General features: G+C 33.0%; 23 protein-coding genes. 10 read left to right on the top strand and 13 right to left on the bottom strand.

Annotated features, from left to right (window positions below; all coding sequences use genetic code 11):
- Positions 1–21 precede the first annotated feature (21 nt).
- The 3 genes from ACODSB_RS18805 to ACODSB_RS18815 all read left to right on the top strand — a co-directional run bounded on the left by ACODSB_RS18805 (position 22) and on the right by ACODSB_RS18815 (position 3,130).
- On the top strand, positions 22–393 hold the full coding sequence (locus tag ACODSB_RS18805; protein ID WP_488938150.1) for a DNA topoisomerase IV: 372 nt from the start codon (positions 22–24) through the stop codon (positions 391–393).
- 185 nt (positions 394–578) lie between these two features.
- Positions 579–2,501, top strand: coding sequence for a DUF294 nucleotidyltransferase-like domain-containing protein (locus ACODSB_RS18810; RefSeq protein ID WP_488938151.1), 1,923 nt, complete (start codon positions 579–581; stop codon positions 2,499–2,501).
- Between the two features lie 2 nt (positions 2,502–2,503).
- The gene (locus tag ACODSB_RS18815) at positions 2,504–3,130 is read left to right on the top strand and encodes a 3'-5' exonuclease (protein ID WP_488938152.1); all 627 of its coding nucleotides are present in this window, start codon (positions 2,504–2,506) and stop codon (positions 3,128–3,130) included.
- 10 nt (positions 3,131–3,140) lie between these two features.
- Here ACODSB_RS18815 and ACODSB_RS18820 read toward each other — a convergent pair whose 3' ends face one another.
- From ACODSB_RS18820 to ACODSB_RS18860, 9 genes are all read right to left on the bottom strand, one after another.
- The gene (locus tag ACODSB_RS18820) at positions 3,141–3,482 is read right to left on the bottom strand and encodes a peptidase associated/transthyretin-like domain-containing protein (protein ID WP_488938153.1); all 342 of its coding nucleotides are present in this window, start codon (positions 3,480–3,482) and stop codon (positions 3,141–3,143) included.
- 157 nt (positions 3,483–3,639) lie between these two features.
- Positions 3,640–6,360, bottom strand: a complete 2,721-nt coding sequence (locus ACODSB_RS18825) for a DNA gyrase/topoisomerase IV subunit A (RefSeq protein ID WP_488938154.1) — start codon at positions 6,358–6,360, stop codon at positions 3,640–3,642.
- Positions 6,361–6,385: 25 nt separating this feature from the next.
- Positions 6,386–7,000: a hypothetical protein gene (locus ACODSB_RS18830; protein ID WP_488938155.1), complete on the bottom strand. Its 615-nt coding sequence runs from the start codon at positions 6,998–7,000 to the stop codon at positions 6,386–6,388.
- Positions 6,981–8,849 (bottom strand): DNA topoisomerase IV subunit B, encoded by a 1,869-nt coding sequence (locus tag ACODSB_RS18835; protein WP_053473766.1) that lies wholly within the window; start codon positions 8,847–8,849, stop codon positions 6,981–6,983. Before ACODSB_RS18835 ends, ACODSB_RS18830 begins: the two co-directional genes overlap by 20 nt.
- 162 nt (positions 8,850–9,011) lie before the next feature.
- On the bottom strand, positions 9,012–10,187 hold the full coding sequence (gene pncB, locus ACODSB_RS18840) for a nicotinate phosphoribosyltransferase (RefSeq protein WP_488938156.1): 1,176 nt from the start codon (positions 10,185–10,187) through the stop codon (positions 9,012–9,014).
- Between the two features lie 81 nt (positions 10,188–10,268).
- A complete protein-coding gene (locus tag ACODSB_RS18845; RefSeq protein ID WP_488938157.1) occupies positions 10,269–11,249 on the bottom strand; it encodes a transglutaminase domain-containing protein in 981 nt (326 codons plus the stop codon).
- Positions 11,250–11,774 carry an NADPH-dependent FMN reductase gene (locus ACODSB_RS18850; protein ID WP_488938158.1) on the bottom strand — a complete coding sequence of 175 codons (525 nt, stop codon included), beginning with the start codon at positions 11,772–11,774 and terminating at the stop codon, positions 11,250–11,252. It lies immediately after the preceding gene.
- Positions 11,771–12,730, bottom strand: a complete 960-nt coding sequence (locus tag ACODSB_RS18855; RefSeq protein WP_488938159.1) for a YihY/virulence factor BrkB family protein — start codon at positions 12,728–12,730, stop codon at positions 11,771–11,773. Before ACODSB_RS18855 ends, ACODSB_RS18850 begins: the two co-directional genes overlap by 4 nt.
- A gap of 372 nt (positions 12,731–13,102) precedes the next feature.
- Positions 13,103–13,780, bottom strand: a complete 678-nt coding sequence (locus tag ACODSB_RS18860) for a TIGR02117 family protein (protein WP_488938160.1) — start codon at positions 13,778–13,780, stop codon at positions 13,103–13,105.
- 91 nt (positions 13,781–13,871) lie between these two features.
- Between ACODSB_RS18860 and ACODSB_RS18865 the strand changes: the two genes are divergently transcribed.
- Complete coding sequence (locus tag ACODSB_RS18865; RefSeq protein ID WP_488938161.1) at positions 13,872–14,084, top strand: hypothetical protein; 213 nt, start codon at positions 13,872–13,874, stop codon at positions 14,082–14,084.
- Positions 14,085–14,123: 39 nt separating this feature from the next.
- Here ACODSB_RS18865 and ychF read toward each other — a convergent pair whose 3' ends face one another.
- Complete coding sequence (gene ychF / locus ACODSB_RS18870) at positions 14,124–15,218, bottom strand: redox-regulated ATPase YchF (RefSeq protein ID WP_488938162.1); 1,095 nt, start codon at positions 15,216–15,218, stop codon at positions 14,124–14,126.
- Positions 15,219–15,548: 330 nt separating this feature from the next.
- Between ychF and ACODSB_RS18875 the strand changes: the two genes are divergently transcribed.
- Both ACODSB_RS18875 and ACODSB_RS18880 read left to right on the top strand, forming a co-directional pair.
- Positions 15,549–18,299, top strand: a complete 2,751-nt coding sequence (locus tag ACODSB_RS18875; protein ID WP_488938163.1) for a TonB-dependent receptor — start codon at positions 15,549–15,551, stop codon at positions 18,297–18,299.
- A gap of 81 nt (positions 18,300–18,380) precedes the next feature.
- Positions 18,381–19,124 (top strand): class I SAM-dependent DNA methyltransferase, encoded by a 744-nt coding sequence (locus ACODSB_RS18880; RefSeq protein ID WP_488938164.1) that lies wholly within the window; start codon positions 18,381–18,383, stop codon positions 19,122–19,124.
- Positions 19,125–19,132: 8 nt separating this feature from the next.
- Here ACODSB_RS18880 and ACODSB_RS18885 read toward each other — a convergent pair whose 3' ends face one another.
- The 3 genes from ACODSB_RS18885 to ACODSB_RS18895 all read right to left on the bottom strand — a co-directional run bounded on the left by ACODSB_RS18885 (position 19,133) and on the right by ACODSB_RS18895 (position 21,208).
- Complete coding sequence (locus tag ACODSB_RS18885) at positions 19,133–20,290, bottom strand: peptidase associated/transthyretin-like domain-containing protein (protein ID WP_488938165.1); 1,158 nt, start codon at positions 20,288–20,290, stop codon at positions 19,133–19,135.
- 143 nt (positions 20,291–20,433) lie between these two features.
- The gene (locus ACODSB_RS18890) at positions 20,434–20,868 is read right to left on the bottom strand and encodes a hypothetical protein (RefSeq protein ID WP_488938166.1); all 435 of its coding nucleotides are present in this window, start codon (positions 20,866–20,868) and stop codon (positions 20,434–20,436) included.
- Entirely contained in the window at positions 20,858–21,208 is a 351-nt protein-coding gene (locus ACODSB_RS18895; protein WP_053473686.1) for a 4Fe-4S dicluster domain-containing protein, read from the bottom strand. The genes ACODSB_RS18890 and ACODSB_RS18895 overlap by 11 nt, the downstream gene beginning before the upstream one ends.
- Before the next feature lie 158 nt (positions 21,209–21,366).
- On the opposite strand from ACODSB_RS18895, the gene ACODSB_RS18900 reads away from it, so the two are divergent.
- From ACODSB_RS18900 to ACODSB_RS18915, 4 genes are all read left to right on the top strand, one after another.
- A complete protein-coding gene (locus ACODSB_RS18900; RefSeq protein WP_256634079.1) occupies positions 21,367–22,440 on the top strand; it encodes an acyl-CoA reductase in 1,074 nt (357 codons plus the stop codon).
- A gap of 92 nt (positions 22,441–22,532) precedes the next feature.
- Positions 22,533–23,603, top strand: a complete 1,071-nt coding sequence (gene serC / locus ACODSB_RS18905) for a 3-phosphoserine/phosphohydroxythreonine transaminase (protein ID WP_488938167.1) — start codon at positions 22,533–22,535, stop codon at positions 23,601–23,603.
- 100 nt (positions 23,604–23,703) lie between these two features.
- The gene (locus ACODSB_RS18910) at positions 23,704–24,654 is read left to right on the top strand and encodes a D-2-hydroxyacid dehydrogenase (protein ID WP_053473689.1); all 951 of its coding nucleotides are present in this window, start codon (positions 23,704–23,706) and stop codon (positions 24,652–24,654) included.
- Positions 24,655–24,754: 100 nt separating this feature from the next.
- Positions 24,755–25,318, top strand: a complete 564-nt coding sequence (locus ACODSB_RS18915) for a DUF937 domain-containing protein (protein WP_488938168.1) — start codon at positions 24,755–24,757, stop codon at positions 25,316–25,318.
- The last annotated feature ends 109 nt before the right edge of the window (positions 25,319–25,427 follow it).

The following is a 25,427-nucleotide window of genomic DNA, read 5'->3' on the forward strand; positions in this document are numbered from 1 at the left end:
TAAAAAACAACTTATTTAAAAATGAAAAAAATACTATTCTTATTTCCGGTACTGGCTTTGGTATCATGTTATAACGCTGAACACAATTGTAAAGATTTTAAAAACGGAAAATTCAAATTTGAGTTTGAAGTAAACGGTGTTAAAAAAACCACTTTTTTTGAACGTAAAGACAGCATCGAAATTGAAACTTTTGACGGAAAAACAGACACCGCTACAATACGCTGGGTAAGTGATTGTGAATATATTTTACAAAAAAAGCATCCAAAAAATATGGCCGAAGAAAAAGCAATCAGCATGAAAATTTTAACGACTGCAAAAGACTCTTATACGTTCGAATTTGGAATGGTAGGCTCTGAAGAAAAACAACGAGGTAAGGTTTTTAAAGTTGAATAATAAAGTTAAAGTCCCACAATTGGGGCTTTTTTTTATGCCGCGAAGGCACTAAGACTCAAAGTTTTTATTTTATTATGCAAAAAACTTTGTCCCTCTGCATCTTTGTCTCTTTGTAACTCAAAAATTAAAGGTGTTTCTTTTACATTTCTATTTTAAATAGTATTTTAGAACTCTAATCTAACCAAATGAAAAATACGATTTCGCAAAGAGTTGCCGACTTTCTAAAAAATTATCCGCCTTTTAATTTTCTACATCCAAAGGATCTGGAAAAACTTTCGGAACAGATTTCTATTGTCTATAAAGATAAAGACGCCGTTATTTTTGCCGAAAACGATCAAACACATGACTCATTTTATGTAGTCCACAAAGGTGCAGTTGCGCTAAAGAAAAGTACAAAAAACACAGTTCTGGATATGTGTGACGAAGGTGATATTTTTGGATTGCGTCCACTTTTGGCACAGGAAAATTATATAATGGAAGCTGTGGCACATGAAGAAAGCATTTTATATGCTATTCCAATTGCGGTTTTCAAACCTTATGCATTAGAAAATAGAAATGTTGGTAATTTCCTGATCGAAAGTTATGCTTCGAATACCCGAAATCCGTATTCAGATATTCATAAAGATAAATTATACGGCGATGACGATTTATTAAATGAAAATCGTCATTCTAGCAATGATTCATTTGATTTAGCGCCAATTAAATATTCAAAAAAAATTGTGACCTGCAGTCCCTCAACAACAGTTAAGGAGATTGCCAGGATTATGAATAAGAAAAAAGTGGGCGCTATATTAATTGTAGATGAAATGCTTCCAATTGGTATTTTAACGGATAAAGATCTTCGAAATAAAATTGTTACCGGAGATTTCCCTATAACCACGACTGCCGAAACCATAATGACGAAACCTGTTATTACGTATCCTAAAAAAATGACTGTTACTGAGGCACAAATGGCAATGATGAAAAGCAGTATCAGCCATTTATGCCTTACCAAAGACGGAACTGTTAATACCAAAGCAGTTGGTATTTTATCGAAACATGATGTAATGGTGGCTTTAGGAAATAATCCTGCCGTTTTAATTAAAGCTTTGAAAAGGGCTAAAAAAACAAAGGAAATAAAACCTATCAGAAACCGAATCATGCAATTGCTCCAGGGATATTTAGATCAAAATATTCCAATGACTTTGATTTCTAAAATCATAACAGAACTAAATGAAGCCTGCACTACACGTGTTATCGAAATTTGTTTAGAAAAAATGAGCAGTCCGCCGCCGGTTAAGTTTGCGTGGCTGGCGCTGGGAAGTCAGGGACGAGGCGAACAAATGCTGCACACCGATCAGGATAATGCTATTGTTTATGAAAATGTAAATGAAGTTTTTAGGGATGAAACCCGAATTTATTTTTTAAAATTTGCTGCGCTTGTAAATAAAGGACTTTTTGATATTGGCTACGATTATTGCCCTGCCGAAATGATGGCCTCAAACCCAAAATGGTGTATGAGTCTGGATGAATGGAAAAGTCAGGTGCATCATTGGATTACTAATCCTGGGAAAAATGAAGTTTTACTTTCTTTTATTTTCTTTGATTACAGTAGAACTTATGGCGACGCTGAAATAGTGAGTCAACTATCAGATTCCATTTTTGAAAACGTAAAAGCAAATCCTATTTTTTATATGCATTTGGTAAGTGGTGCTTTGCAAAGCCCGTCTCCGACTGGTTTTTTTAGACAATTTTTAGTTGAACAAGACGGTGCAAACAAAGACAATTTTGATATTAAAAGAAGGGCTTTAATGCCTCTAACTGATGCTGCGCGTGTTTTAATTTTATCGCATTCTGTCAAATCGATTAGTAATACTGCAGAACGTTTTGAGAAGTTAGCAGAATTGGAACCAAATAACAGAGAATTGTATTTATCGTGTTCTTATTCGTTTAAAGCTTTATTAAAATTTAGAACTAAGCAGGGACTTTTACATCACGATTCGGGGCAGTTTATTGCTTTGGAATCTCTATCAAAAATGGAAAAGATTAAACTGAAACGTACTTTTAAAACGATTAAAGAACTTCAGGAACTTATTTCGGTACGTTTTAATATTTCAAATTTGGTATAGCGATGGGTTTATTTAATTTTTGGAAAAAGGAAGAAAATCTATTCGATGAAAGTATCACAATCGAAGAAACCCGTTTTGTTGTTCTGGATACTGAAACGACGGGATTTGATTATGAAAATGATCGTATTTTATGTATTGGCGCTCTGGTTCTTCAAAACGGAGTGATCTCGGTTCAAAATAGTTTTGAAATTTATCTTCAACAGGATCATTATGATAAATCCACAGCTCAGATTCATGGTATTTTAAAAGACTTACTTATTAAGCGTCCGTCTGAATTAGAAGCTTTAGAGCAATTTTTATCTTTTCTTGGAGATTCAATTATCGTTGCGCATCATACCATTTTTGATGTTACAATGATTAATAAAGCGCTGGAAAGAAACAACTTACCTCAACTTACTAACAAAACTTTAGATACCGCTTATTTATACAAAAGAACTTTAATTAAATCTCATCTGTTTGAACGAAAAGATCATTACACCTTAGATGATCTTGCAGATAAGTTTGATATTTCTAAAAAAGACCGTCATACGGCTTTGGGCGATGCTTATATTACTGCTATTGCATTTTTAAAAATTGTAAAGAAATTGAGAGAGAAAAAAGAGGTCAATTTGAATTCTCTTTTTAAATAAGCAAAGCTTACTATTTATTAATTTTATTAGAAAATTCACTTTCTTTATTTATTAAATAAATTGAATTATTTTTTAAACTCCGTTTTCTAAATTTCCCAAGAGAATCTGGTTTTCTATATATTTTTTTAGAAGCATATCCCTCTCTCTGTAACAATATTGTACAAGGTGAGTTTGACTTTACTTTTATGCTGAAATAACCAGTGCTATCAGTTTGAGTTGTATCGTCTTTAATGTTTATATGTACTTTTTTGAGAGGTCGTTCTGTGTCATAATCATAAACAAATCCATTTAATTCATCTTTACCTGTACAAGAATAAAGTAGTAATATTAAAAAAAACAATTTATTTTTCATTCTCCTTTTTTAATTTGTAATTCTTTTTAAAAACAAATTTAGGTCAGTAAACAGAGACAAGAAGTCTATGATAAATTATAAAAATATAGATATAGGGTAATATTACTATTGAGAATAAAAAAAACGCTAAGAAATCAAATTCTTAGCGTTTTATTTTTTAGTCTAAAACCAAACCTATCTGGCCATCATCATCTAATTCTGTTTCTACAGAATCATCTTCTGATACTTCTGGTTTTTCAGGAATTTCTTCGACTGGTTCTTCGTAAGGAAGCGGGTCTAATAAATTAACCTGTTTTAGCTTATCTGTAGTTAATTGATTTCCTAAAGCTTTAAAACCTTTTACAGCTATAAAATCTTCGACATCAATATGTAAATCTTCTTTTTGAACTCCTTTTACTTTTGCAAAAACCAATTGTGCTACCGGACGATAATCTGTAGAGACAATTTCTAATTGCGAATTTGGATGATCTGTAATAAAACTTTCTTCTTTACCTTCATTTTCAACAAGGAAACGTTTTAAGAAATAACGCTCTTTTTCTCCATCATAATAAATAGCAGAAATTGGTTTTTTAGGTTTCCATTTCTCCAGAATAATCATATCTTCCTCAAAATGAGTTGACAATTCCGGAATAATGACTTTTAATTTACCCGTTTGACTTATTACTAAGATTTTATCGCTTGGTTTAAATTCACCTAACAATTCACCTCTTGCGTCAACATTTAAACGTTTTACAGTATCATCAAACCAAACTTTTCTTGGCAGTAAAGTCGAAATTCCTTTTTCTTTTAATTCGATTTTCTTGATTGGATATTTTGTTACCAAATTTCCTTTTGATGCACGGCCTTTAATCGCTAGTTTAGCAAAATCAATATCGAATTTTAGTTTTTTGATTGTTCCTACCTGACGCAATAATATCGTTACAACCTCAGCTTCTCCGTTTGGATTATGTGAAAAATAAACAACCTGAGAACCATTTGTTCCGTTTGTCAAATCGTAAGCTTTATCACGCGTTACTCCGCTAACGTTGAAACGTTTTATATATGAAGGCCCCGATTTACCGTCACGGTACATCATATTATAAATAGTTCGTTTATCACTCTTATCAAAAACAGCAACATGTATGATATCTTTTCCTATAAAGGTTTTGGCATCTACTTTTGTTATCATCAATGTTCCGTCGCGTAAAAAAACAATTACATCATCAATATCAGAACAATCGCCAACGTATTCATCTTTCTTTAAGCTCGTTCCTACGAAACCTTCTTCACGGTTTACATATAATTTTGTGTTACGTAAAACTACTTTTGTAGCCTCAACATTATCAAAAACACGAAGTTCAGTCTGGCGTTCGCGGCCTTTTCCGTATTTCTCTTTTAATTTAGTAAAGTATGCAATTGCAAAATCTGTTAAATGCTCCAGATTATGCTCTACTTCTTTCATTTCGTCTTCTAACTTGGCGATAAAATCATCCGCTTTGTCAGAGTCAAAACGAGTAATACGAATCATTGGAATTTGAGTCAGGCGTTGTAAATCATCATCGTTAATTTCTCTGACGAATGATTTTTTGAAAGGTTCAAATCGGTCGTATAAATATTTATAAAGTGATTCTCTGTCAGAATACAATTTGAAATCAATGTACATTTCTTCACGAATGAAGATTTTCTCCAAAGTAGAAAAATGCCATTTATTTTTTAATTCTTCTAACTGAATCTCTAATTCCTGACGAAGTAAATCAACTGTTCTGTGTGTTGAAATTTTCAACATTTCAGAAACTCCAATAAACAATGGTTTGTTGTCTTCAATAACGCATCCTAAAGGTGCAACAGAGGTTTCGCAGGCTGTAAAAGCAAACAAAGCATCGATTGTTTTATCTGGCGAAACGCCCGGAAAAAGATGAATTAAAATTTCAACATCGGCAGCGGTATTGTCTTCAATTTTCTTTATTTTGATTTTACCTTTATCATTGGCTTTCAAAATACTATCAATTAAAGTCGATGTATTGGTAGAAAACGGAATCTGCGTAATCACCAATGTATTTTTGTCTAATTGCGAAATTTTAGCACGCACACGCACACGTCCGCCGCGAAGTCCATCATTATAATTGGACACATCGGCAATACCTGCGGTCATAAAATCAGGATAGAGCGTAAAGGCTTTTCCTTTTAAAATTTTAATCGAAGCATCAATTAATTCATTGAAATTATGAGGCAAAACTTTTGTCGAAAGTCCAACTGCAATACCTTCTGCTCCTTGTGCCAAAAGCAATGGGAATTTTACCGGAAGATTATTTGGTTCTGCACGACGTCCATCATATGAAACTCCCCAATCTGTAATTTTTGGAGAATACAAAACCTCCAAAGCAAATTTAGATAAACGTGCCTCAATATAACGCGAAGCTGCAGCTCCATCGCCCGTTAAGATATTTCCCCAGTTTCCCTGGCAGTCAATCAATAAATCTTTTTGACCAATTTGTACCATTGCGTCACCAATACTTGCATCTCCGTGTGGGTGATACTGCATCGTGTGACCTACAACATTGGCAACTTTATTATAACGACCATCGTCCAGCTCTTTTAAAGAGTGCATAATACGACGCTGAACAGGTTTAAATCCGTCCTCGATAGCAGGAACTGCACGTTCCAGAATTACGTATGAAGCGTAATCCAAAAACCAGTCTTTGTACATTCCGGTTACTTTGGTAATAACGTCTTCTCCTTCTTCTTCCTGATTTTCGTAAAAATGCTGTCCTTCAAAGTGTTTAGCATCTACGTTGATAATCTCATCGTCATCTCCATCCTGATTGTCATCCGTCAGGTTTTCATCTTGATTATTTTCGTCGTCGTTTGGAATTATGTTATCGTCTTCTTCGTCTTTCATTTTTATGCTGAATTATTTCAGTATTTTATTTTAAAACTTTATTGTTAAGCATTTTAGTTGTTTTCAAACTATCCAAAAACAATCTTTCTTTTTCTTCCTGTTGTTCTGTATCCACAAAATATTTAATTCCTGCTTTTTTGAAAAAATCTTTTACATCATCTTTGCAATAATCCCAATTTTCTCTGAGATTGTTAGAAGATTCAGAAGTTCCACATTCAAAACAAAGTTCAATATGTCCTATAATTCTATTTTTATTATTGTAAAAAAGAATTAAATTTCTTGGCATATAACAGTTTGAATAAGGAGCAACATCGCCTTCAACATTACAATGAATTTTAATCAAATCAAACAATTCTTTTATTTGAGTTTCTTTCAACAATGTAACTTTTTCATTAATCATTGAAGTATCGAAATCAATCTTATTATTTCGAATAATTTCTTCCCTATGTCTTAATGTGTCCCAGGATAATCGATCTGGATAAGAAAATATTTCTATCTTTTTAATTGCTTCTTTTTCAAGATCAAAAGCATCTGAATAGTCATGTTCTCTTTCTCCTTCAAAACCTTTATTTTTATTGCAGGAAACCATCCCTAGAATAATTGATAAAACTAAAAGTTTTTTAAACTTCCTCAAGCTCATCAATCTCCACTTTCAAATTCTTAATAATAAACTCTTGTCTGTCTGGTGTATTTTTACCCATGTAGAAAGATAATAACTGCTCAATCGAAGTATGTTTATCCATCATAACCGGATCAAGGCGGATTGTGTCTCCAATAAAGTTTTTAAACTCATCTGGCGAAATCTCTCCTAAACCTTTAAATCGGGTGATTTCTGGTTTTGGTTTTAGTTTTTCGATCGCGTCTTTTCTTTCTTCTTCAGAATAACAATAAATTGTTTCTTTTTTGTTTCGAACCCTGAAAAGAGGGGTTTGTAAAATGTACAGATGTCCTTCTTTGATTAATTCAGGAAAAAACTGAAGGAAAAACGTAATTAAAAGTAATCGAATGTGCATTCCGTCGACATCGGCATCGGTTGCGATTACTATATTGTTGTAGCGTAATTTTTCTAAACCATCCTCGATATCTAATGCCGCTTGCAGTAAATTGAATTCTTCGTTTTCATACACAATCTTTTTAGTCATTCCGTATGAATTCAAAGGTTTACCACGCAAACTGAAAACGGCTTGAGTATTCACGTCACGCGACTTTGTAATCGATCCGGAAGCCGAATCTCCCTCGGTAATAAAAAGCGTACTTTCTAAGTTTCTTGGGTTTTTAGTATCAGGAAGATGCGCACGGCAATCTCTTAATTTTTTATTATGAAGATTGGCTTTTTTAGCACGATCTGTCGCCAGTTTTCTAATTCCTGATAATTCTTTTCTTTCACGTTCTGCCTGAAGAATTTTGCGTAACAAAGCTTCTGCAGTTGGCGGGTTTTTATGAAGGTAATTATCTAATTTGGTTTTGATAAAATCGTTTACGAAAGTACGAACAGAAACTGCAGGCGTTCCATCATCAGAACCCATATCTGTAGAACCTAATTTTGTTTTGGTCTGAGACTCAAAAACCGGTTCCATAACTTTAATACTAATCGCACTCACAATCGATTTTCGAACATCTGATGCTTCGAAATTCTTATTGTAAAACTCACGAATCGTTTTTACAACTGCTTCACGATACGCCGCTAAGTGCGTTCCTCCCTGCGTTGTATTCTGACCGTTGACAAAAGAGTGATATTCTTCACTATACTGCGTTTTACTGTGTGTTAACGCAACTTCAATATCATGATCTTTTAAGTGGATAATTGGATATTCTAAATCTTCTTCGCTGATTGTTTCTTCTAATAAATCACGAAGTCCGTTTTCTGAATAATATTTTTCTCCATTGAAAATAATTGTCAAACCATTGTTTAGGTAACAATAGTTTTTAACCATTTTAATAACGTATTCTAAACGGAATTTATAGTTTTTAAAAATCGTTTCGTCTGGCGTAAAAGTTACTTTGGTTCCTTTACGTTTTGTGGTTTCGATTATATCTTCTTCAAGAACTAAATTTCCGGCAGAAAACTCTGCTCCTTTTTGTTTATCATCACGAACAGATTCTACACGAAAATAATTTGAAAGTGCATTTACCGCTTTTGTTCCGACACCGTTCAAACCTACTGATTTCTGGAAAGCTTTAGAATCGTACTTTCCACCTGTATTCATTTTCGAAACTACATCGACCACTTTTCCTAACGGAATTCCACGTCCGTAATCACGAACAGAAACCGTTTTATCCTTGATAGTCACTTCAATAGTTTTACCGGAGCCCATTACGAACTCATCGATACAGTTATCTAAAACCTCTTTTAAAAGAATGTAAATACCATCATCTGGAGAAGAACCGTCTCCCAATTTTCCGATATACATTCCCGGACGCATACGGATATGTTCTTTCCAATCGAGTGATCGGATATTATCTTCGGTATATTGATTTTGCTCTAGCATAAGGTGAATTGGATTTTTGGCTAATGTACCATTTATCGGCAAAAAATGAAAGCGTATTTCTTTTTTGTTACGAATAATAACAGGATTTAAATCTATTTAAATTGATTTTAAAAAAATACGACCGTTAAAAATATAAAAAATCAGTTATGAAACAAAAAAATACTATTTGATTCCGAGTACTTCTTTTGCCAAAGCAATCATTTCGGGCGTTCCCGTATTTTTGTTTTTTTCATCAGAAAGTTTAACGACACCTTGCCAATGTGTATTATCGGGTTTCGTTTCTGTTAATTTTATCACCATATTCATGGCTGGAAGTCCAACATCATTGGTAAAATTTGTTCCAATTCCGAATGACATTTTGATTTTATCCTGACAAAAGTCAACTATCGTTTTTACTTTATCAAAATTTAAAGAATCAGAAAAAACAATGGCTTTCGATTTTGGATCAATTCCCATTTTGGTATAATGCGTAATTACTTTTTTTGCAAATTCAATTGGATCTCCGCTGTCATTTCGAACGCCGTCAAAAAGTTTGGAGTATTTTTTATCAAATTGATTGAAAAATATTTCTGTAGTGTAAGTGTCTGTTAAGGCAATTCCGAGGTCGCCGCCGTAAACCTGTGTCCAATGTTCCAGACTTATGGAATTAGCCATTTTAAAGCCGTATTGCGCTGCATGAAACATAAACCATTCGTGTGCGTGCGTGCCTAACGGACGTTTATTATTGACCATTGCAAAATGTACATTGCTTGTTCCTATAAAACTTTGTCCGCCAAAAGTTCGTAAAGTTTCATTTACCAAATTATGGACATCATAAGAATGGCGGCGTCTTGTGCCAAGCTCTAAAATAGATACGCCCAGTTTATTGTAATTATCGATTTTATCTTTCGTGAGATTTTTAATAGCTTCATCATTTAAGCGGATTAAATGATTTGATTTATAAAAAAGCTCCGAAATCAAAGCCATTAACGGAACTTCCCATAAAATAGTCCGATACCAAAAACCTTCAACTGTAACTTTAATTTCTGATCCTTCCTGGCTAATCTGTACTTCTGACGGATCGAAACTATATCCCTGCAGAAAGTCTAAATAAGTGGGATCAAGATAAGGGCAGTAATGTGAGAGATAATTTTTTTCTTCTTTAGTTAAACGAAGATCTGCCAATGCATCTACAGAACGACGAAGTAAATCTGCAAAACCAGCCGGAAATTTATGTTTTCCTCTATTAATAAATCCGTATCGAACCTTTGCCTTTGGAAAAAGTCTTATTACAGCATGCTGCATTGTAAATTTATAGAAATCATTGTCTAAGATCGATTTCAAAAAAGTTGTCTCCATATCGCATTAATTCAATTCCTGAATTGCTAAGATACGGCAATTCAATAAAAGAAGAAAATCTGCCAATAAACAATGTTGACTTTATTTTGAAATAACTTTAAAGGAAAGAATACTATTTGTGTTTACAAAAATTGTAATGTATTCGCCAATATTATTATCATACGGAATTTGAAATTCTAAACCGCCTCTTTTTTCTTTTGCATTTTTAATCAAAACGGGCTGATTCCTTTTATTTAAATAAAGAACCTGATCTGATTTTTTTACATTTTTAATTTCAACATCAATTTTATCTCCGTATTTAGCTTCGATAATTCCGGTAGTTGGAGATTTAATTTTAAAATCGTTCTCGATTGTTTTATTATAAATTAAAGGTCCGTTAAGAAATGCGTCTTTATCTAATCTATCTCCCAAATAAGAACCGGAATCAGGGAAATGTTTAGCGAAGAAATAATCCGGATCTGTATCAAAGTAAACAGATGAAAAATCATTTACCATTCTGCCTTTACTATTATCAAAATAACCCTGCCCCCAAGTTACATCAATCAAACGCCATTTTCTGTCAATTAAAACAATATTCCATGCATGATTGGAAGAAGTATTTTTTCGGCCGATATCTCTTAATGAAATTTTAGAATCTCCTCTTATTATTTCAGATTTCAATCCTGTTAATTCTGCTAAATGCTGGTATAAAGCCGTAAACCCTTCGCAGACAGCTTTCTTAGAACTAAAGGCTTTTTGCCATAATCTGTCATTCAGTTCTTTGATTTTACGTTGTTTTTCGGCTTCGGTAGAATAACTAAATCCCTGTGTTCTCGGAGGATTCAAAAAAGCATTGTAATCATATTTTATATTGAAGGCAATCCAGCTGTAAATTGCTCGTGCCTTGTCATAATCAGAACTGAAGTCTTGTTCAATTCTTTCCGCTAATTTTTCTGTGGTTGCAAAACTTTTTGGATATTTTGCAACGATTTTATCTACTTCACTAATTTTTTGTGCAAAAGTATAATTCAAAAAAATACTATTCAACAAAAGGAATATAAGGGCAATCTTTTTTTGTGGCATTTAAAAATTTGATTTGATAATATCTTTCAATTCTTTATCTAACTCAACGTTAGAAATTTTATTTTCTTGTAAATCAAAATTCGCGCCAAATGCTGGTAATGAAAAAGTTCCTTTAATTTCAGCTCCGTATCTTGGCAAAGCATTTCGCGCAATTTCTAAAACGGAAGCGCCGCCTCTTGATCCAGGCGAAGTTGCCAGTAATAACATTGGTTTTTGTTGAAAAACTTCTTTCGTAATCCTGGAACTCCAATCGAATAAATTTTTGAATGCTGATGAATAATTATTGTTATTCTCAGCAAGAGAAACGACTAAAATATCTGCGCTGGCAAGTTTAGCAAGAAATGCTTTTGCAAGTTCGTGCTGTCCTACTTCTTTTTCAAGATCAACACTAAATAATGGCATTGCGTAATCGTTTAAATCTAAAACTTCGACATCGGCATTTTCGAATAAACCTGCTGCGTAAGTGGCTAATTTTTTATTGATCGAATGCTGACTGTTACTTCCTCCAAAGGCGATTATTTTCATGGTTTTTGTTTTTGTAATTTTTCTTCTATTGGTTCTTTTTTTGGTTCGTCGATTTCGTAAATTTCTTTTGCGATTTCTACCGAGTACTCATTTGGATAAATTTTACCTCCGTAAGATTTTGCATATACTTTGGTAAATTCTGCTCCAAAATACAGAATAATTGCCGAATAATAAACCCAAACTAAAATAATTATCACAGATCCTGCAGCACCGTAAACAGAGGCTACTGTTGAACTTCCTAAATAAAAACCGATGGCAAATTTACCAATCATAAAAAGTATAGCTGTAACTCCTGACCCTATAAAAGCATCTTTCCACTTGATTTTTCCATCTGGCAATGTTCTAAAAATAATAGCAAAAAGAGTAGTAATACTTGCCAGTACAATAATTATATTAACTATATAAAATAAATAAACTGTACTCTCTGGAAAATAAACTTTTAAACGTGAACTAAGCAAGTCTAAAGTTGTACTTATAAAAAGACTGACCAGCATTAAAAAACCAACTGAGGCAATCATTGAGAATGACATTAAGCGGTTTTGAATAAATTTCTTAATTCCTTTATCTGGTTTCGCACGTAATCCCCAAATAAAATTAATAGAACTTTGTATTTCGGCAAAAACTCCTGACGCCCCAATTAATAGCATTATGATTCCAAATACGGTTGCAAAAACATTATCGCCTGATAATTGTACATTTTTAATAGCTTCCTGAATTTGACTTGCTGCGCCGTTACCAACCAAACCATTAATTTGTCCGTACAATTCTCCCGTTACAGCTTCCTCTCCAAAAAAGAAACCACAAATTGTAATGATAATAATCAATAAAGGCGGCAAAGCAAATATGGTGTAATATGCAAGTGCCGCACTTAGTTTAATGGCATTATCATCGTTAAATTCTAAAAAAGTATTTTTTAGTAAAAACCATGTTTTGGAGAATATATTTTTGATTTTCATTTGCTGATTTTTTGATATTCTCTCAAATTTACGCAATAATCAAAAATTTTTGATTCTTGATTTTTAATGGAATTTTACATTTTTTCCATCTACCGATCATATATTCCTAGCGGAATATTTTTCGGCGGGTATAAAACATTGGCTACCGATATTTAATTCCTAGCGGAATTTCCTGTCCTACATAAATACCTGTTTATTACTAAACGGACAATCTCGTTAGATTTAATATTCAAACCAAAAAACAGATGTATTTCTAACGGAATTTCCTGTAATGTATAAACACCTATTTATTACTAACAGAATAATCTCGTAGAGATTTAATATCGGTAACCCAAAAACTACGTACAACAATTGTCCCGTAGGGACTATACATTATTTATAATGACAAAAAATCCCTTTATCATAAACAGTCCACAAACTTGCTTTTTGATTTGCCGCTTTTAAAGCATTATTTGCCCAGGTATTGCAAGTATAAAAAAGACTGTAACTTCCTTTTGCTTCATAAAAAGCATCTTTTTTTCCATAACTGTGACCTTCTATCCATTCTGGATGAATTGGATCTCTAAAACTATCCGAAATATAATTAACTAGACTTTGATAATTTTCTTTTGAAATCAAAATACGTTTGCAGTCCTCACCGTCTCTTAATTGTTTAAAAAATGTAGTATGCATTGCCGATGAACTGATTCCAAATGCAGCTTTGCAGGCTGTACTTGCTTTTAAGTCTGACCACTCCGGCGTATCTAAATAAAAACCTTTATCGCCCCATCCAAAAGCGATAAAATTCATTAATGAATCTTTTGATTGCGTTTGGTTAAACTGAATTTCGTTTCGCCAGTCTTTGATTTCATTTTTTATCGGAACGACAATATCGGTGTGAACGCCGTTGGAGAGAATGTAAATAGGAACGGCATTTTGCTCTTCGACCTGAGCGACATCTGAATTGACGGTGATTTTAGAAATCAGATAAACAGATACTACATAAAGGACAAGAAAACTGAAGATTCCGATAATTGTCCATTTTAAAATTTTGAAAGTTTTTTTTAGCATTTTGATTGGTTTATTTTAGATTAGTAATTGGTAATTTTTCTGTAACCAATTTTTGAGCCAAAAATTTTCAAACTGTAAATTTGATTGCTAAATGGCACGCGGATTTTACGGATTCGCTTTCGCGAAAGTGCGGATTTTAACGGATTTTTTTATTCTCATTTTTGTCAGGCTGAGCGAAGTCGAAGCCCGCAAAGATTGGCAATACTTTGTGGAGCTTCTTGCGTGGGCTTCGACTTCGCTCAGCCTGACAGTTGAGACCTCAAATAATAACAAAAAAACTGCTGAATTACTCCAGCAGTTTTAGTCTATTCTCTATAATCTTTATTCTATCTTCTTAAAAAAATTAAACGTTAAAACGGAAATGCATTACATCACCATCTTTTACAACATATTCTTTTCCTTCAACTTTGAATTTTCCAGCTTCTTTTGCTTTTGCTTCAGAACCGTATTGAACGTAATCTTCGTATGAAATAACTTCGGCACGAATGAAACCTTTTTCAAAATCGGTATGGATAACTCCTGCTGCTTGCGGTGCAGTTGCTCCAATATTGATTGTCCAAGCACGAACTTCTTTTACACCAGCTGTAAAATAAGTCTGTTGTTTTAATAGTTTATAAGCTGCACGAATTAAAACTGACGCTCCCGGCTCTGTTAATCCCATATCTTCAAGGAAAACCTGACGCTCTTCATAGCTTTCTAATTCTGTAATATCGGCTTCTGCTCCTACTGAAAGAATAATAACTTCAGCATCTTCATCTTTTACTAATTCACGAACCTGATCTACATATTTGTTTCCGTTTACAGCTGAATTTTCGTCAACATTACAAACATATAAAACTGGTTTTGCAGTAATTAATTGAAAAGATTCCATTAAAACCTCTTCATCATTACTTTGAGGTATAATAGTACGGGCAGATTTAGCTTGTAATAATGCTTCTCTAATTCTGTCTAAAAGCGCTTTTTCAGTCTGCGCTTCTTTATTTCCGGTTTTTGCAGCACGATTTACTTTTTCCAAACGTTTTTCAACTGTTTCTAAATCTTTTAACTGCAATTCGATATCGATAGTTTCTTTATCACGAATTGGGTTTACGTTTCCGTCAACGTGAACAATATTATCATTATCAAAACAACGTAAAACGTGAATGATAGCATTACACTCTCTAATGTTTCCTAAAAACTGGTTTCCAAGACCTTCACCTTTACTTGCTCCTTTTACCAAACCTGCAATATCTACGATATCTACAGTTGCCATTTGTACGCGTTCTGGTTTTACCAATTCTTCTAATTTGTTGATTCTCGGATCCGGAACGTTTACAACACCAATATTAGGTTCGATTGTACAAAACGGAAAGTTCGCACTCTGCGCTTTTGCATTAGATAAACAATTAAATAATGTTGATTTTCCAACATTTGGTAATCCTACAATTCCTGCTTTCATATGTAGATAAATTTGTTTTTTATTGATTCCGACCCTTATAAACACTGGACTTATTGATTAAAAATCAATTATTTAGCATTTAACCAAATCACATACTGAATGTTTTTTCTTATAAATTTTATTTTAACAAAATGATACATTTTGCCCCTAAAATTTTGCAAATATAAGATTTAATAGCTGTTAACTATACAAAAAATGACGATATATACATTTCTAGTACTTTTCTTAAAAAAAAATAAACTTTATAATAATATTTTGTTAAATAATACTAATTTTATCACAATATTTAACAAACCACATACCATTTTTTTAACCAAAACAACAATTAACATGAGAAAAATTGCAATTTTATTTTTTCTATTAAACACCGTCTTCATTTTTGCGCAAAAGCAAATCTCGGGTGTAGTAAAGGACAACACAGGAACTCCACTGCCTGGTGTCAACATTATCGAAAAGGGAACTAATAACGGTGTATCCACCGATATCGATGGATCTTATAAAATAACTGTAAAAGAAGGTGCTTCATTAGTTTTTACTTATGTAGGGTATACCAGTGTTACCAGATTAGCAAATGCATCACAAATTGATGTATCATTATCCGAAGAAGGAGGACAAAATCTTGACGAAGTTGTTGTCACAGGATCTAGAGCAGCAGCAAGAAGTAATACAACTACTGCATTACCTATTGATGTATTATCGTCTAAAGATCTAACATCGACAGGGCAGGCTACATTTGATAAGGCACTGCAATACAAAATTCCTTCATTTAATACCGTACAAACTCCGGTAAATGATGCAACATCATTACTGGATCCATACGAGATTAGAAATATGGGACCAAGCAGAACTTTAATTCTTATTAATGGTAAACGTAAAAACTTAAGTGCATTACTTTATGTACAAACCTCTCCGGGACGTGGGGAAACGGGTGCAGATATTTCTGCAATTCCAACAGATGCGATCGAAAGAGTTGAGATTCTTCGTGACGGAGCTTCTGCTCAATATGGTTCTGACGCCATTGCAGGAGTTGTAAATATCATTTTGAAGAAAAACAAGACCGATGGCTCTATTACTTTAAGAAGTGGAATTACTTCTGAAGGTGACGGGGAAATGCTGGGTGTAAGCTTAAACAATGGCACAACTATCGGCGAAAAAGGCTTTTTAAATTATACTATAGATTTTTCTAAAGTAAATTTAGCCAACAGACCTGGAACTGTTGATGCTCAGGGTGAAGCTAATGACTTTTTAAGCGGAACACCTGCTGATGTTGCAACGGTAAATCAATTTCTTAGCAAATATCCTGATGCTAGAAATATCAATGGTTCTCCAGAAACTGCTGCAGCAAAATTCTTAATTAATGGTGGAAACGATATTAGCGATAATACTAAACTGTATTACAATGCAGCTTATGTTTACAAAAAAGTAAAATCGTTTGCCAACTTTAGAACTCCGTATTGGAGACCTCTTTCCGGGGACCCTTATCTTAATGATTTCTTTGGAAATGGTGATGATGCTAATCCATCATACGAAGGATACGGCCCTACTTTTGAAGGAGATTTAAGTGACTATAATGGTACACTTGGTTTTAAAAACACCAAAAACGGATGGAATACAGATGCAAGTATAACAGTTGGTGGTAACAAACAACTTTATTCTGTAAACAATTCAGTAAACAGATCAAACATTGTTGATGCAGACGGAAATAACGTTTACAGAGAAAACAGTCCAATTTCGTTTAAACCGGGTGGATCTTCTTTTAATCACGTTGTTGGAAATATTGACGTTTCTAAAATTTTATCTGATCAGTTTAGTATTGGTTTTGGTACAGAGTTTAGATCTGAAAATTTCTCTGTAATAGAAGGAGATAAAGCTTCTTGGGATGGAACCGGAGCTGACTCTTTTGCAGGGAACAGACCAGAAAATTCTGGAAAATGGAACAGGTATAATGTTGGTGTTTATTTAGATGTTGCTTTTGATGTTACAAAAGACTTTCAATTAAACGGAACTGTTCGACATGAAGAATATAGCGACTTTGGTGGTGCAACTGTTTGGAAAGCAAGTACAAGATATAAATTTCTTGACGATAAAATTACTTTAAGGGGTTCTGTTTCAACAGGTTTTAGAGCGCCTACTTTACACCAGATTTACACTCAAAAATCACAATACTCATTTGTAGCCGGACAAGGTATTCAAATTAGTGGAATTATAAATAATGTCTCTCCTCAGGCTCGTCAATTAGGGATTCGTCCTCTAGATCCAGAAAAATCAACCAATATTACAGTTGGTATTGGGGCAAAACCTTTTCAAAACTTCAATATTACTGTTGACTACTATAATATCAAAGTAGAAGACAGAATTGTTCTTGGAGACAGACAAAATACTCCTTTTGGAAATGTGGCTTGGTTTTCTAACTCATTCGATTCAAGAACTTCTGGTTTAGATGTTGTATTAGGTTATAACAATGTTGGTATTGGCGAAGGTAAATTAGGATTCAATTTATCAGGAAACGTTACTTTAGATAACGAAAGAATTTCTCCAATCGATCAAAATTCATTTGGAGATATCTTAAACTCATTGACTTTTACTTCAAGACCTGAAACAAAATGGATTCTTGGAATCAATTATGAAATTGGTAAATTCGGATTTTCTTTGAACAATACTTATTTCGGAAAAACTACATTTAATCAAGATGGTTTAATTTCTAATGAGGTTAGAGATGCTAACGGAAATTTAGTAAGAGCTGCGAATGGTGACCCGGTTAGAGATGATACAAAACCTAATCTTAAAACAGAATTCATTCCTAAAATTGTTACTGACTTAGGTGTTAATTTTAATGCTACTGAAAAATTCACGATTGCATTAAACGTAAACAACTTATTTAACGTTTTACCAGAATGGAAATTTGTAGCTGAAAATGCTGAAGGTGCAAAAATATTAGCAGGTACATCTACAGTAACTACAACGCAACAGCAATCTAATTTACTTACATTTAACCAACGTTATTCTAGAATGACTTATGATGGATTCCACTTCAGTCAATTAGGAACAATGTTCAACTTATCTGTAAACTATAAGTTCTAAGTTTCAACTTTGTTTAAATATTTTAAAGGGTTGTCCTATGACAGCCCTTTTTTTATAATTTTATAATTAAAACTCAGTATTATGGCTAATTTATATGATGGTCAAATGGCCGCGATTTACGATGCAATGTATCAAACCTTTGTCAATTATGACGAAGAATATGCTTTTTACAACAACCTTATTCAGGAATACAAGGCTTCTACTACTCTTGAAATAGGGAGCGGAACCGGAAATCTCGCAAAGCGATTCAGTGAAAACAATCAAAATTATCAAGGCCTTGATTACAGTGACGATATGATTGCAATTGCAAAAGAACGCAACAAAAACAGCTCTTTTACACAAGGTGACATGCGTGATTTTAAATTGAATAAAACTTTTGATTCTATTTTAATTACCGGAAGATCTACAAGTTATCTGATTACTAATGATGATGTTAATAGAACTTTTGATTCTATTCATAAAAATCTAAATGAAAATGGAATTCTGATTTTCGATTTCATTGATGCGAATCGCTTTATTCCTTTTACAAAAGAAAATCCCATCATAATTCATGAAGCCGAATATGAAAATGTACAGTACATAAGAGAAAGTCATTGGGACACCAATAATGCCTTAGAAAATTTTATGCTCGAATGGACAGCAAAATATTATGCTGTAGCAAATGGTGAGAAAAAAACTATCGAAAATGATTTTTCTACAGTACGAGTTTTTACTCTTAATGAAATAGAGCTGTTCTTATATTTAAATAATTTCAAAATACTCAAAACAATAGATCGAAAAACGTATGCTTATGACACTTTCGTAATCGTTGCCCAAAAACTATAATTTAGAAATTACAACTTATAATCCAAAGAAGCAATAATCGCTTTTTCTTCATCAGTTGCAACAAATCCTGAAATATCCCAGTAATTGGTCAATATTTTATTTCTTTTATTAAAAAGTGATTTCTCTTTAAACACATCACTTTCTTTATACGTAAAATTTTGTCTGTTGAAATTTGTCGTAATAAAACTATTGCGAACCTGAATTTTCTTTACCTGATCTTTCAAAATAAGATTATAAGCTATTTCTTCATTTGAGCTCAATAAATAATAATTCTCCCCGTCTACCCTATAATCAACATTAATAAATGATCTTGTAATATTTTTAGAATTCACATCGGCCTTTTCTTCAAGTTTATCAAGATTCTGCGGTGTAATATCGATTTTAAACTCAATAATCAGTTTCTTTTCAGGATCATAAATAATCTCAAAATTATCAACAGCCTCTTTTGCTTTATCCAAAGGCGTAATATACATTACATAATAATCCTTATTTTTAGCATGACCGCGGATAATAAAATCATATTCTTTTTTTGCTTTCGGATCTAAAAGCGGATCAAAATATTTAAAATCATTATAATTTTTCATGATATTATTCAAATCATAACCTCTTAAATCTGCGCTTACATCTGTTTCCAGCAAGCCATAAGATCTGTTTTGCTCTACCAAAAGTGTTGTCGAAGGACTTCCTGAAAATTGAAAATTAACAAGTCCGTCATTAAAATAAGAATATTTGTTATCCAGCATAAAAAACTCCCTTACATAAACTTTTAGTCTGTAAGATGATGCTAGTTTTTTTGATGAATTATCTACAAGTTTTTGAAGTACTTTTTGTGGAGACTGCTTAGAAAGAACAATTTCATCTAGTTTGTTGTTATTACTTTTTAGATAAACAATAAATTTTTGATCTCCGTTTAAAGATGTCCAGCGTACGGTCAGAGTTTCATAATTGGTTTCTGATACCTGTACATTAGAACCTCCGGTAAGCATAAAAGTAACCTTACCTTCTTTATTGCTGGATAATATTTGTTTTGTTTTTAGAATAACAACTGTGGCATTTTCAATAGGAAGCTGTGTTTCTATATCTTTTACTATAATAGAATATTGTTCTTCCTGCGAAAAAACTGTCAAACTAAATAAAACAAAAAATAAAAGTATGATTTTCCTCATATGCTTATTAAATTTTCACCTAAAGTATTAAATTTTTATTAAAAAAATAAGCGCTAAAATATAAAATATTATAAACCAACACAATAACTTTTTAACATTCCGAATAAAGCAAAAAAAATCCCGAGTTTGAGCTCGGGATTTTATTATTTGATAAAGTTTTTTATGTATCCGTAAATAAACAGAAAAGCTAGTAAGCAAAGTATTAATTCATTATAATCAATCCAATAATAAAAAAGGCTGTAAATCTTGTTTTCGTATTCGTCTTCTTTATTTTCTAAAATCGTTACTTTTTCATTTAGCTCAAAATTAGTCACCAGTCTCAATTCTCCCTGGTCATATCTAATTGTGTCATTATCTTTATAGTATTCTACTTCAGGAATATTTCTATTAATTAATACTGGCCCCCCTCTTCCGGCCGTATGTGAAGATGTTATATTGCGAATACCAATTATTTTACCTTCGTAAAAATTGTAGTTATCAAGATTTTCTACTTTAAGAAATATAAATCCGCTATAAACTATAAATAAAGAGAACGTTATTGAATTATTTATTATATACTGACGGAGTTTACTCGCCATGTAAAAACGCTTGTCTGTTCAACAAGGTTTCTTCATCTTCTACATGATTATCATCTGGCACACAACAGTCAACAGGACAAACAGCAGCACATTGAGGTTCGTCATGAAAACCTTTACATTCTGTACATTTTCCGGGAACGATATAATAAATCTCATCAGAAATTGGAGTTTGTGCATCATCAGCATCAACCTCAGTTCCGTCAGGTAAAATAACAGTTCCTTTTAAGCTTGTTCCGTCTTTATATCTCCAATCATCTGCTCCTTCATATATTGCTGTATTTGGGCATTCTGGTTCGCAAGCCCCACAGTTTATGCATTCGTCAGTTATAATAATTGCCATCTTTTTATTTTTCTTAAAGTTAAAATTCTAAAGTCTTAAAGTAAAATAAAGTACATCAAAGACATTTCTCCCTTTTGACTTTAAGACTTTTGACTTTCGACTTAATTATGCTTATTTTTGTGCAAAATTACAATCAAAACAATTCATAAACAAACATTATGACATTAGAAACAAAAAAAAGTGTTTTTGTTGAATTAGGAAAATTTCTAAGTCAGTTTTCAGAAGAACATTCTGTGCAAAAATCTGACGTTTTATATAACGATATCTTTTTTGATGATTTCGAAAAACTAATCCATTTATCACAATCTCATAATGGCTGGTACACACCGGAACAAGTATATTTTGCAATAAAATCGTGGGCAGATGCTTTGACAGAAGAAAACCTAAACAAATGGATTTCTCAATATTCTTCCGAATTTGCTCAAAATGACAAAAAAGAAAAAACAGTTGCTTTAATCTTGGCCGGAAATATTCCGCTTGTTGGTTTTCACGATTTTCTGTCTGTTTTAATTACCGGAAACAAAGCTTTAGTAAAAACATCCTCAAACGATCAGCATTTACTGCCATTTTTAGCGAAGTATTTAATTGCTGTTGATGAAAATTTAAAAGATAAAATCACTTTCGTTGATGGAAAACTGGAAAATTTTGATACTGTAATTGCAACCGGAAGCAATAACACAGCTCGTTATTTTGAATATTATTTTAAAGATAAACCTTCCATCATCCGAAAAAACAGAAATTCGGCTGCCGTTTTAAACGGAAAAGAAACCCACGAAGAATTAGAAGCTCTTGGTGAAGATATTTTTAGATATTTTGGTTTAGGATGCCGAAATGTATCTAAACTTTTTGTTCCGAAAGGCTATTCATTTGATGCTTTTTTTCAGGCTATTTTTAAATATCAGGACGTTATTCATTACGAGAAATACGCAAATAATTACGATTACAACAAAGCTGTTTTCTTAATGAGTAATTTCAAATTATTAGATAACGGATTTTTGACTTTAAAAGAAGATTCGAGCTATGCCTCGCCTATTTCGAGCGTTTTCTATGAATATTATGAAAATCTCGAAGATTTAAAATCGCGCCTGGAAACCGATGCAGAGCAAATTCAATGCATAGTAAGCAGCGATTTAACAGAAAATAGTGTTGCATTTGGTCAAACCCAAAATCCTCAATTGTGGGATTATGCAGATAACGTTGATACTATAACGTTTTTGTTAACAACAAAGTAAAAAAATGTTTAATTATTTCGAATTATTTATCGCTTTTTCAGCTCCTATTGCCGAAATTTGCGTTTTTAAAATTTCGACTATTAACAACAACCATGAAAAAACACAACTACAGCGCAGGACCAAGTATTTTACCTCAGGAAGTTTTTGAGAAGGCATCAAAAGCAATTTTAAATTTTAATGATTCAGGATTATCAATTCTTGAAATCTCGCACCGAAGCAAAGATTTTGTTGCTGTTATGGATGAAGCTCGTTCGCTGGCTTTAGAATTATTAGGACTTGAAGGAAAAGGATATCAGGCTTTGTTTTTACAAGGTGGTGCAAGTACTGCATTCTTGATGGCTCCTTATAACTTATTGAAAGAAAACGGAAAAGCAGCTTATTTAGATTCAGGAACGTGGGCAACTGCGGCTATTAAAGAAGCAAAACTTTTTGGAGAAACTATTGTTGTAGCTTCTTCAAAAGATGATAATTATACACATATTCCAAAAGGTTACGAAATACCAAGTGATGCTGATTATTTTCACTGTACAAGTAACAATACCATCTTTGGAACTCAAATGCAGGAATTCCCGTCGACAAACATTCCAGTAGTTTGCGATATGAGTTCAGATATTTTTTCTCGTCAATTAGATTTCTCTAAATTTGATTTAATCTATGCCGGGGCTCAAAAAAATATGGGACCTGCAGGAACTACTCTTGTTGTAGTTAAAGAAGAAATTTTAGGTAAAAACGGAAGAACAATTCCTAGTATGTTAGATTATGCAAAACATATCAAAGCAGAAAGTATGTACAATACGCCGCCTGTTTTTTCAGTATATGTTTCATTATTGACTTTACAATGGATTAAAGAAAAAGGTGGAATCGCTGCTGTTGAAAAATTAAACAACGCAAAAGCTGATTTACTTTATGCTGAAATCGACAGAAACCCATTATTTAAAGGTGCTGCTGCGGTAGAAGATCGTTCTAAAATGAATGTTACTTTCTTATTAAACAACCCGGATCATACAGAAACTTTTGATGCTTTATGGAAAGTTGCAAATATTTCTGGATTGCCAGGACACCGTTCTGTAGGTGGTTACAGAGCTTCTATTTACAACGCTATGCCTATCGAAAGTGTTCAGGTATTAGTTGATGTAATGAAAGCTTTAGAGTCTAAAGTTTAGTTCTCAGTCTCAATTTACAATACCAAAAAGAAAAACCCAATATACTTGGTTCATCGAATAAACAATTAAACGATGAACCAAATAAACAAAATATCACACAATGAAAGTATTAGCAAATGACGGAATTTCTAAAAGTGGAATTCTAGCCTTAGAAAAAGGCGGATTTGAAGTTATAACTACAAAAGTAGCTCAGGAACAAGTAGCTAACTTTATCAATGAAAATAATGTAGACGTAATTTTAGTGCGCAGTGCCACTAAAGTTCGTAAAGATATTATCGACGCTTGTCCTGGTATCAAAATTATCGGTCGCGGTGGTGTTGGTATGGATAATATCGATGTTGATTATGCTAAAAGCAAAGGAATTCATGTAATTAATACTCCGGCTTCATCTTCAGAATCTGTTGCTGAATTGGTATTTGGACACTTATTTTCTGGTGTTCGTTTCTTGCATGATTCAAATAGAAATATGCCTCTTGAAGGAGATTCAAACTTTGACGGTTTGAAAAAAGCATACGCAAACGGAGTTGAATTAAGAGGAAAAACTTTAGGAATTGTTGGTATTGGTCGTATAGGACAAGCTACTGCAAAAATGGCTCTTGGTTTAGGAATGAAAGTTATCGCTGCAGATAGTTTTATTCCTCAGGTAGATGTAAAAGTGGAGTTTTTCGACGGACAGTCTATTACAACTACAATTGTTTCTCAATCTTTAGAATCTTTATTTAAAGAGTCAGATTTCATTACATTACACGTTCCTGCTCAAGATGGTTACATCATTGGTGAAAAAGAATTTGAACTTTTAAAGGACGGAGTTGGAATCGTAAACTGTGCTCGTGGAGGTGTTATTGATGAAGTAGCTTTAGTAAAAGCTTTAGACTCAGGAAAAGTTGCTTTTGCAGGTTTAGACGTTTTTGAAAGCGAACCAAAACCAGAAATGACAATCTTAATGCACCCTAAAATTTCATTGACGCCGCACATTGGAGCTGCAACTGGAGAAGCACAAGACAGAATTGGTACAGAATTAGCTTCACAAATTATTACTTTGTTAAGCTAGTAATTAAAAATAAACTATCTTTAAAGGGATTTACTGCTTATTTGTAGTAAATCCCTTTCTTTTTTATTAATTTTGGCGTGTAATTTAAACTCTAAATATTATGTTTGAACAATTAACCCAATTAGTACAACAATACGGAGGCGATGCTGTTGTAAACAACAATGCTGTCCCAAATGAGCATAACGAAGCCGTAATAAACGAAACAAGCAATTCTATTTTTGAAGGCTTAAAAAAGATTGCTTCAGAAGGCGGAGGTGAACAATTAGCCGGTTTATTTAATGGAAACTCTCCTATCGATAATTCAAATCCTGTCGTACAGCAAATCTCGCAGCAATTATCTGGAAGTTTGGGAGAAAAATTTGGTTTAAGCAGTGCAGATTCTTCTGGTGTAGCTTCAAACTTAATTCCGCAGATTTTAGGTTCATTAGTAAATAAAGCAAAAGATCCAAATGACAGCAGTTTTCAGATTTCTGACATCATCAATTCGATTTCAGGAAACAGCGGACAAGCATCTGGAATTATGGATACCATTTCAAAATACGGAACTCAATTTGGCCTTGACCAAAACAACGACGGAAAACTTGACGTTGCCGATGTACTTGTAGTTACCAAGAGCAAAGGTGGTATCGCCGGGTTTATTGGGAAATTGTTTGGAAGCAAATAGTACGGCACAAAGGTTCAAAGTAACAAAGGTCCAAAGACCTTAAGAAAAATTCTAAAAACTGATTACAAATTTGTAATCAGTTTTTATTTTATAAGTAAGAAGTTAAACC

Source organism: Flavobacterium sp. FG68, assembly GCF_057808895.1.

Excerpts from the sequence above, each read along its gene's own strand:
- ACODSB_RS18900 (WP_256634079.1), top strand. The coding sequence starts at position 21,367 with ATGACATTAGAAACAAAAAAAAGTGTTTTTGTTGAATTAGGAAAATTT.
- ACODSB_RS18915 (WP_488938168.1), top strand. The coding sequence starts at position 24,755 with ATGTTTGAACAATTAACCCAATTAGTACAACAATACGGAGGCGATGCT.
- ACODSB_RS18880 (WP_488938164.1), top strand. The coding sequence starts at position 18,381 with ATGGCTAATTTATATGATGGTCAAATGGCCGCGATTTACGATGCAATG.
- ACODSB_RS18810 (WP_488938151.1), top strand. The coding sequence starts at position 579 with ATGAAAAATACGATTTCGCAAAGAGTTGCCGACTTTCTAAAAAATTAT.
- ACODSB_RS18885 (WP_488938165.1), bottom strand. The coding sequence starts at position 20,290 with ATGAGGAAAATCATACTTTTATTTTTTGTTTTATTTAGTTTGACAGTT.
- ACODSB_RS18890 (WP_488938166.1), bottom strand. The coding sequence starts at position 20,868 with ATGGCGAGTAAACTCCGTCAGTATATAATAAATAATTCAATAACGTTC.
- ACODSB_RS18850 (WP_488938158.1), bottom strand. The coding sequence starts at position 11,774 with ATGAAAATAATCGCCTTTGGAGGAAGTAACAGTCAGCATTCGATCAAT.
- ACODSB_RS18860 (WP_488938160.1), bottom strand. The coding sequence starts at position 13,780 with ATGCTAAAAAAAACTTTCAAAATTTTAAAATGGACAATTATCGGAATC.
- ACODSB_RS18830 (WP_488938155.1), bottom strand. The coding sequence starts at position 7,000 with ATGAGCTTGAGGAAGTTTAAAAAACTTTTAGTTTTATCAATTATTCTA.
- ACODSB_RS18820 (WP_488938153.1), bottom strand. The coding sequence starts at position 3,482 with ATGAAAAATAAATTGTTTTTTTTAATATTACTACTTTATTCTTGTACA.
- serC (WP_488938167.1), top strand. The coding sequence starts at position 22,533 with ATGAAAAAACACAACTACAGCGCAGGACCAAGTATTTTACCTCAGGAA.
- ACODSB_RS18805 (WP_488938150.1), top strand. The coding sequence starts at position 22 with ATGAAAAAAATACTATTCTTATTTCCGGTACTGGCTTTGGTATCATGT.
- ACODSB_RS18875 (WP_488938163.1), top strand. The coding sequence starts at position 15,549 with ATGAGAAAAATTGCAATTTTATTTTTTCTATTAAACACCGTCTTCATT.
- ACODSB_RS18825 (WP_488938154.1), bottom strand. The coding sequence starts at position 6,360 with ATGAAAGACGAAGAAGACGATAACATAATTCCAAACGACGACGAAAAT.
- ACODSB_RS18815 (WP_488938152.1), top strand. The coding sequence starts at position 2,504 with ATGGGTTTATTTAATTTTTGGAAAAAGGAAGAAAATCTATTCGATGAA.
- ACODSB_RS18895 (WP_053473686.1), bottom strand. The coding sequence starts at position 21,208 with ATGGCAATTATTATAACTGACGAATGCATAAACTGTGGGGCTTGCGAA.
- ACODSB_RS18855 (WP_488938159.1), bottom strand. The coding sequence starts at position 12,730 with ATGAAAATCAAAAATATATTCTCCAAAACATGGTTTTTACTAAAAAAT.
- ACODSB_RS18835 (WP_053473766.1), bottom strand. The coding sequence starts at position 8,849 with ATGCTAGAGCAAAATCAATATACCGAAGATAATATCCGATCACTCGAT.
- ACODSB_RS18865 (WP_488938161.1), top strand. The coding sequence starts at position 13,872 with ATGGCACGCGGATTTTACGGATTCGCTTTCGCGAAAGTGCGGATTTTA.
- ACODSB_RS18910 (WP_053473689.1), top strand. The coding sequence starts at position 23,704 with ATGAAAGTATTAGCAAATGACGGAATTTCTAAAAGTGGAATTCTAGCC.
- pncB (WP_488938156.1), bottom strand. The coding sequence starts at position 10,187 with ATGGAGACAACTTTTTTGAAATCGATCTTAGACAATGATTTCTATAAA.
- ychF (WP_488938162.1), bottom strand. The coding sequence starts at position 15,218 with ATGAAAGCAGGAATTGTAGGATTACCAAATGTTGGAAAATCAACATTA.
- ACODSB_RS18845 (WP_488938157.1), bottom strand. The coding sequence starts at position 11,249 with ATGCCACAAAAAAAGATTGCCCTTATATTCCTTTTGTTGAATAGTATT.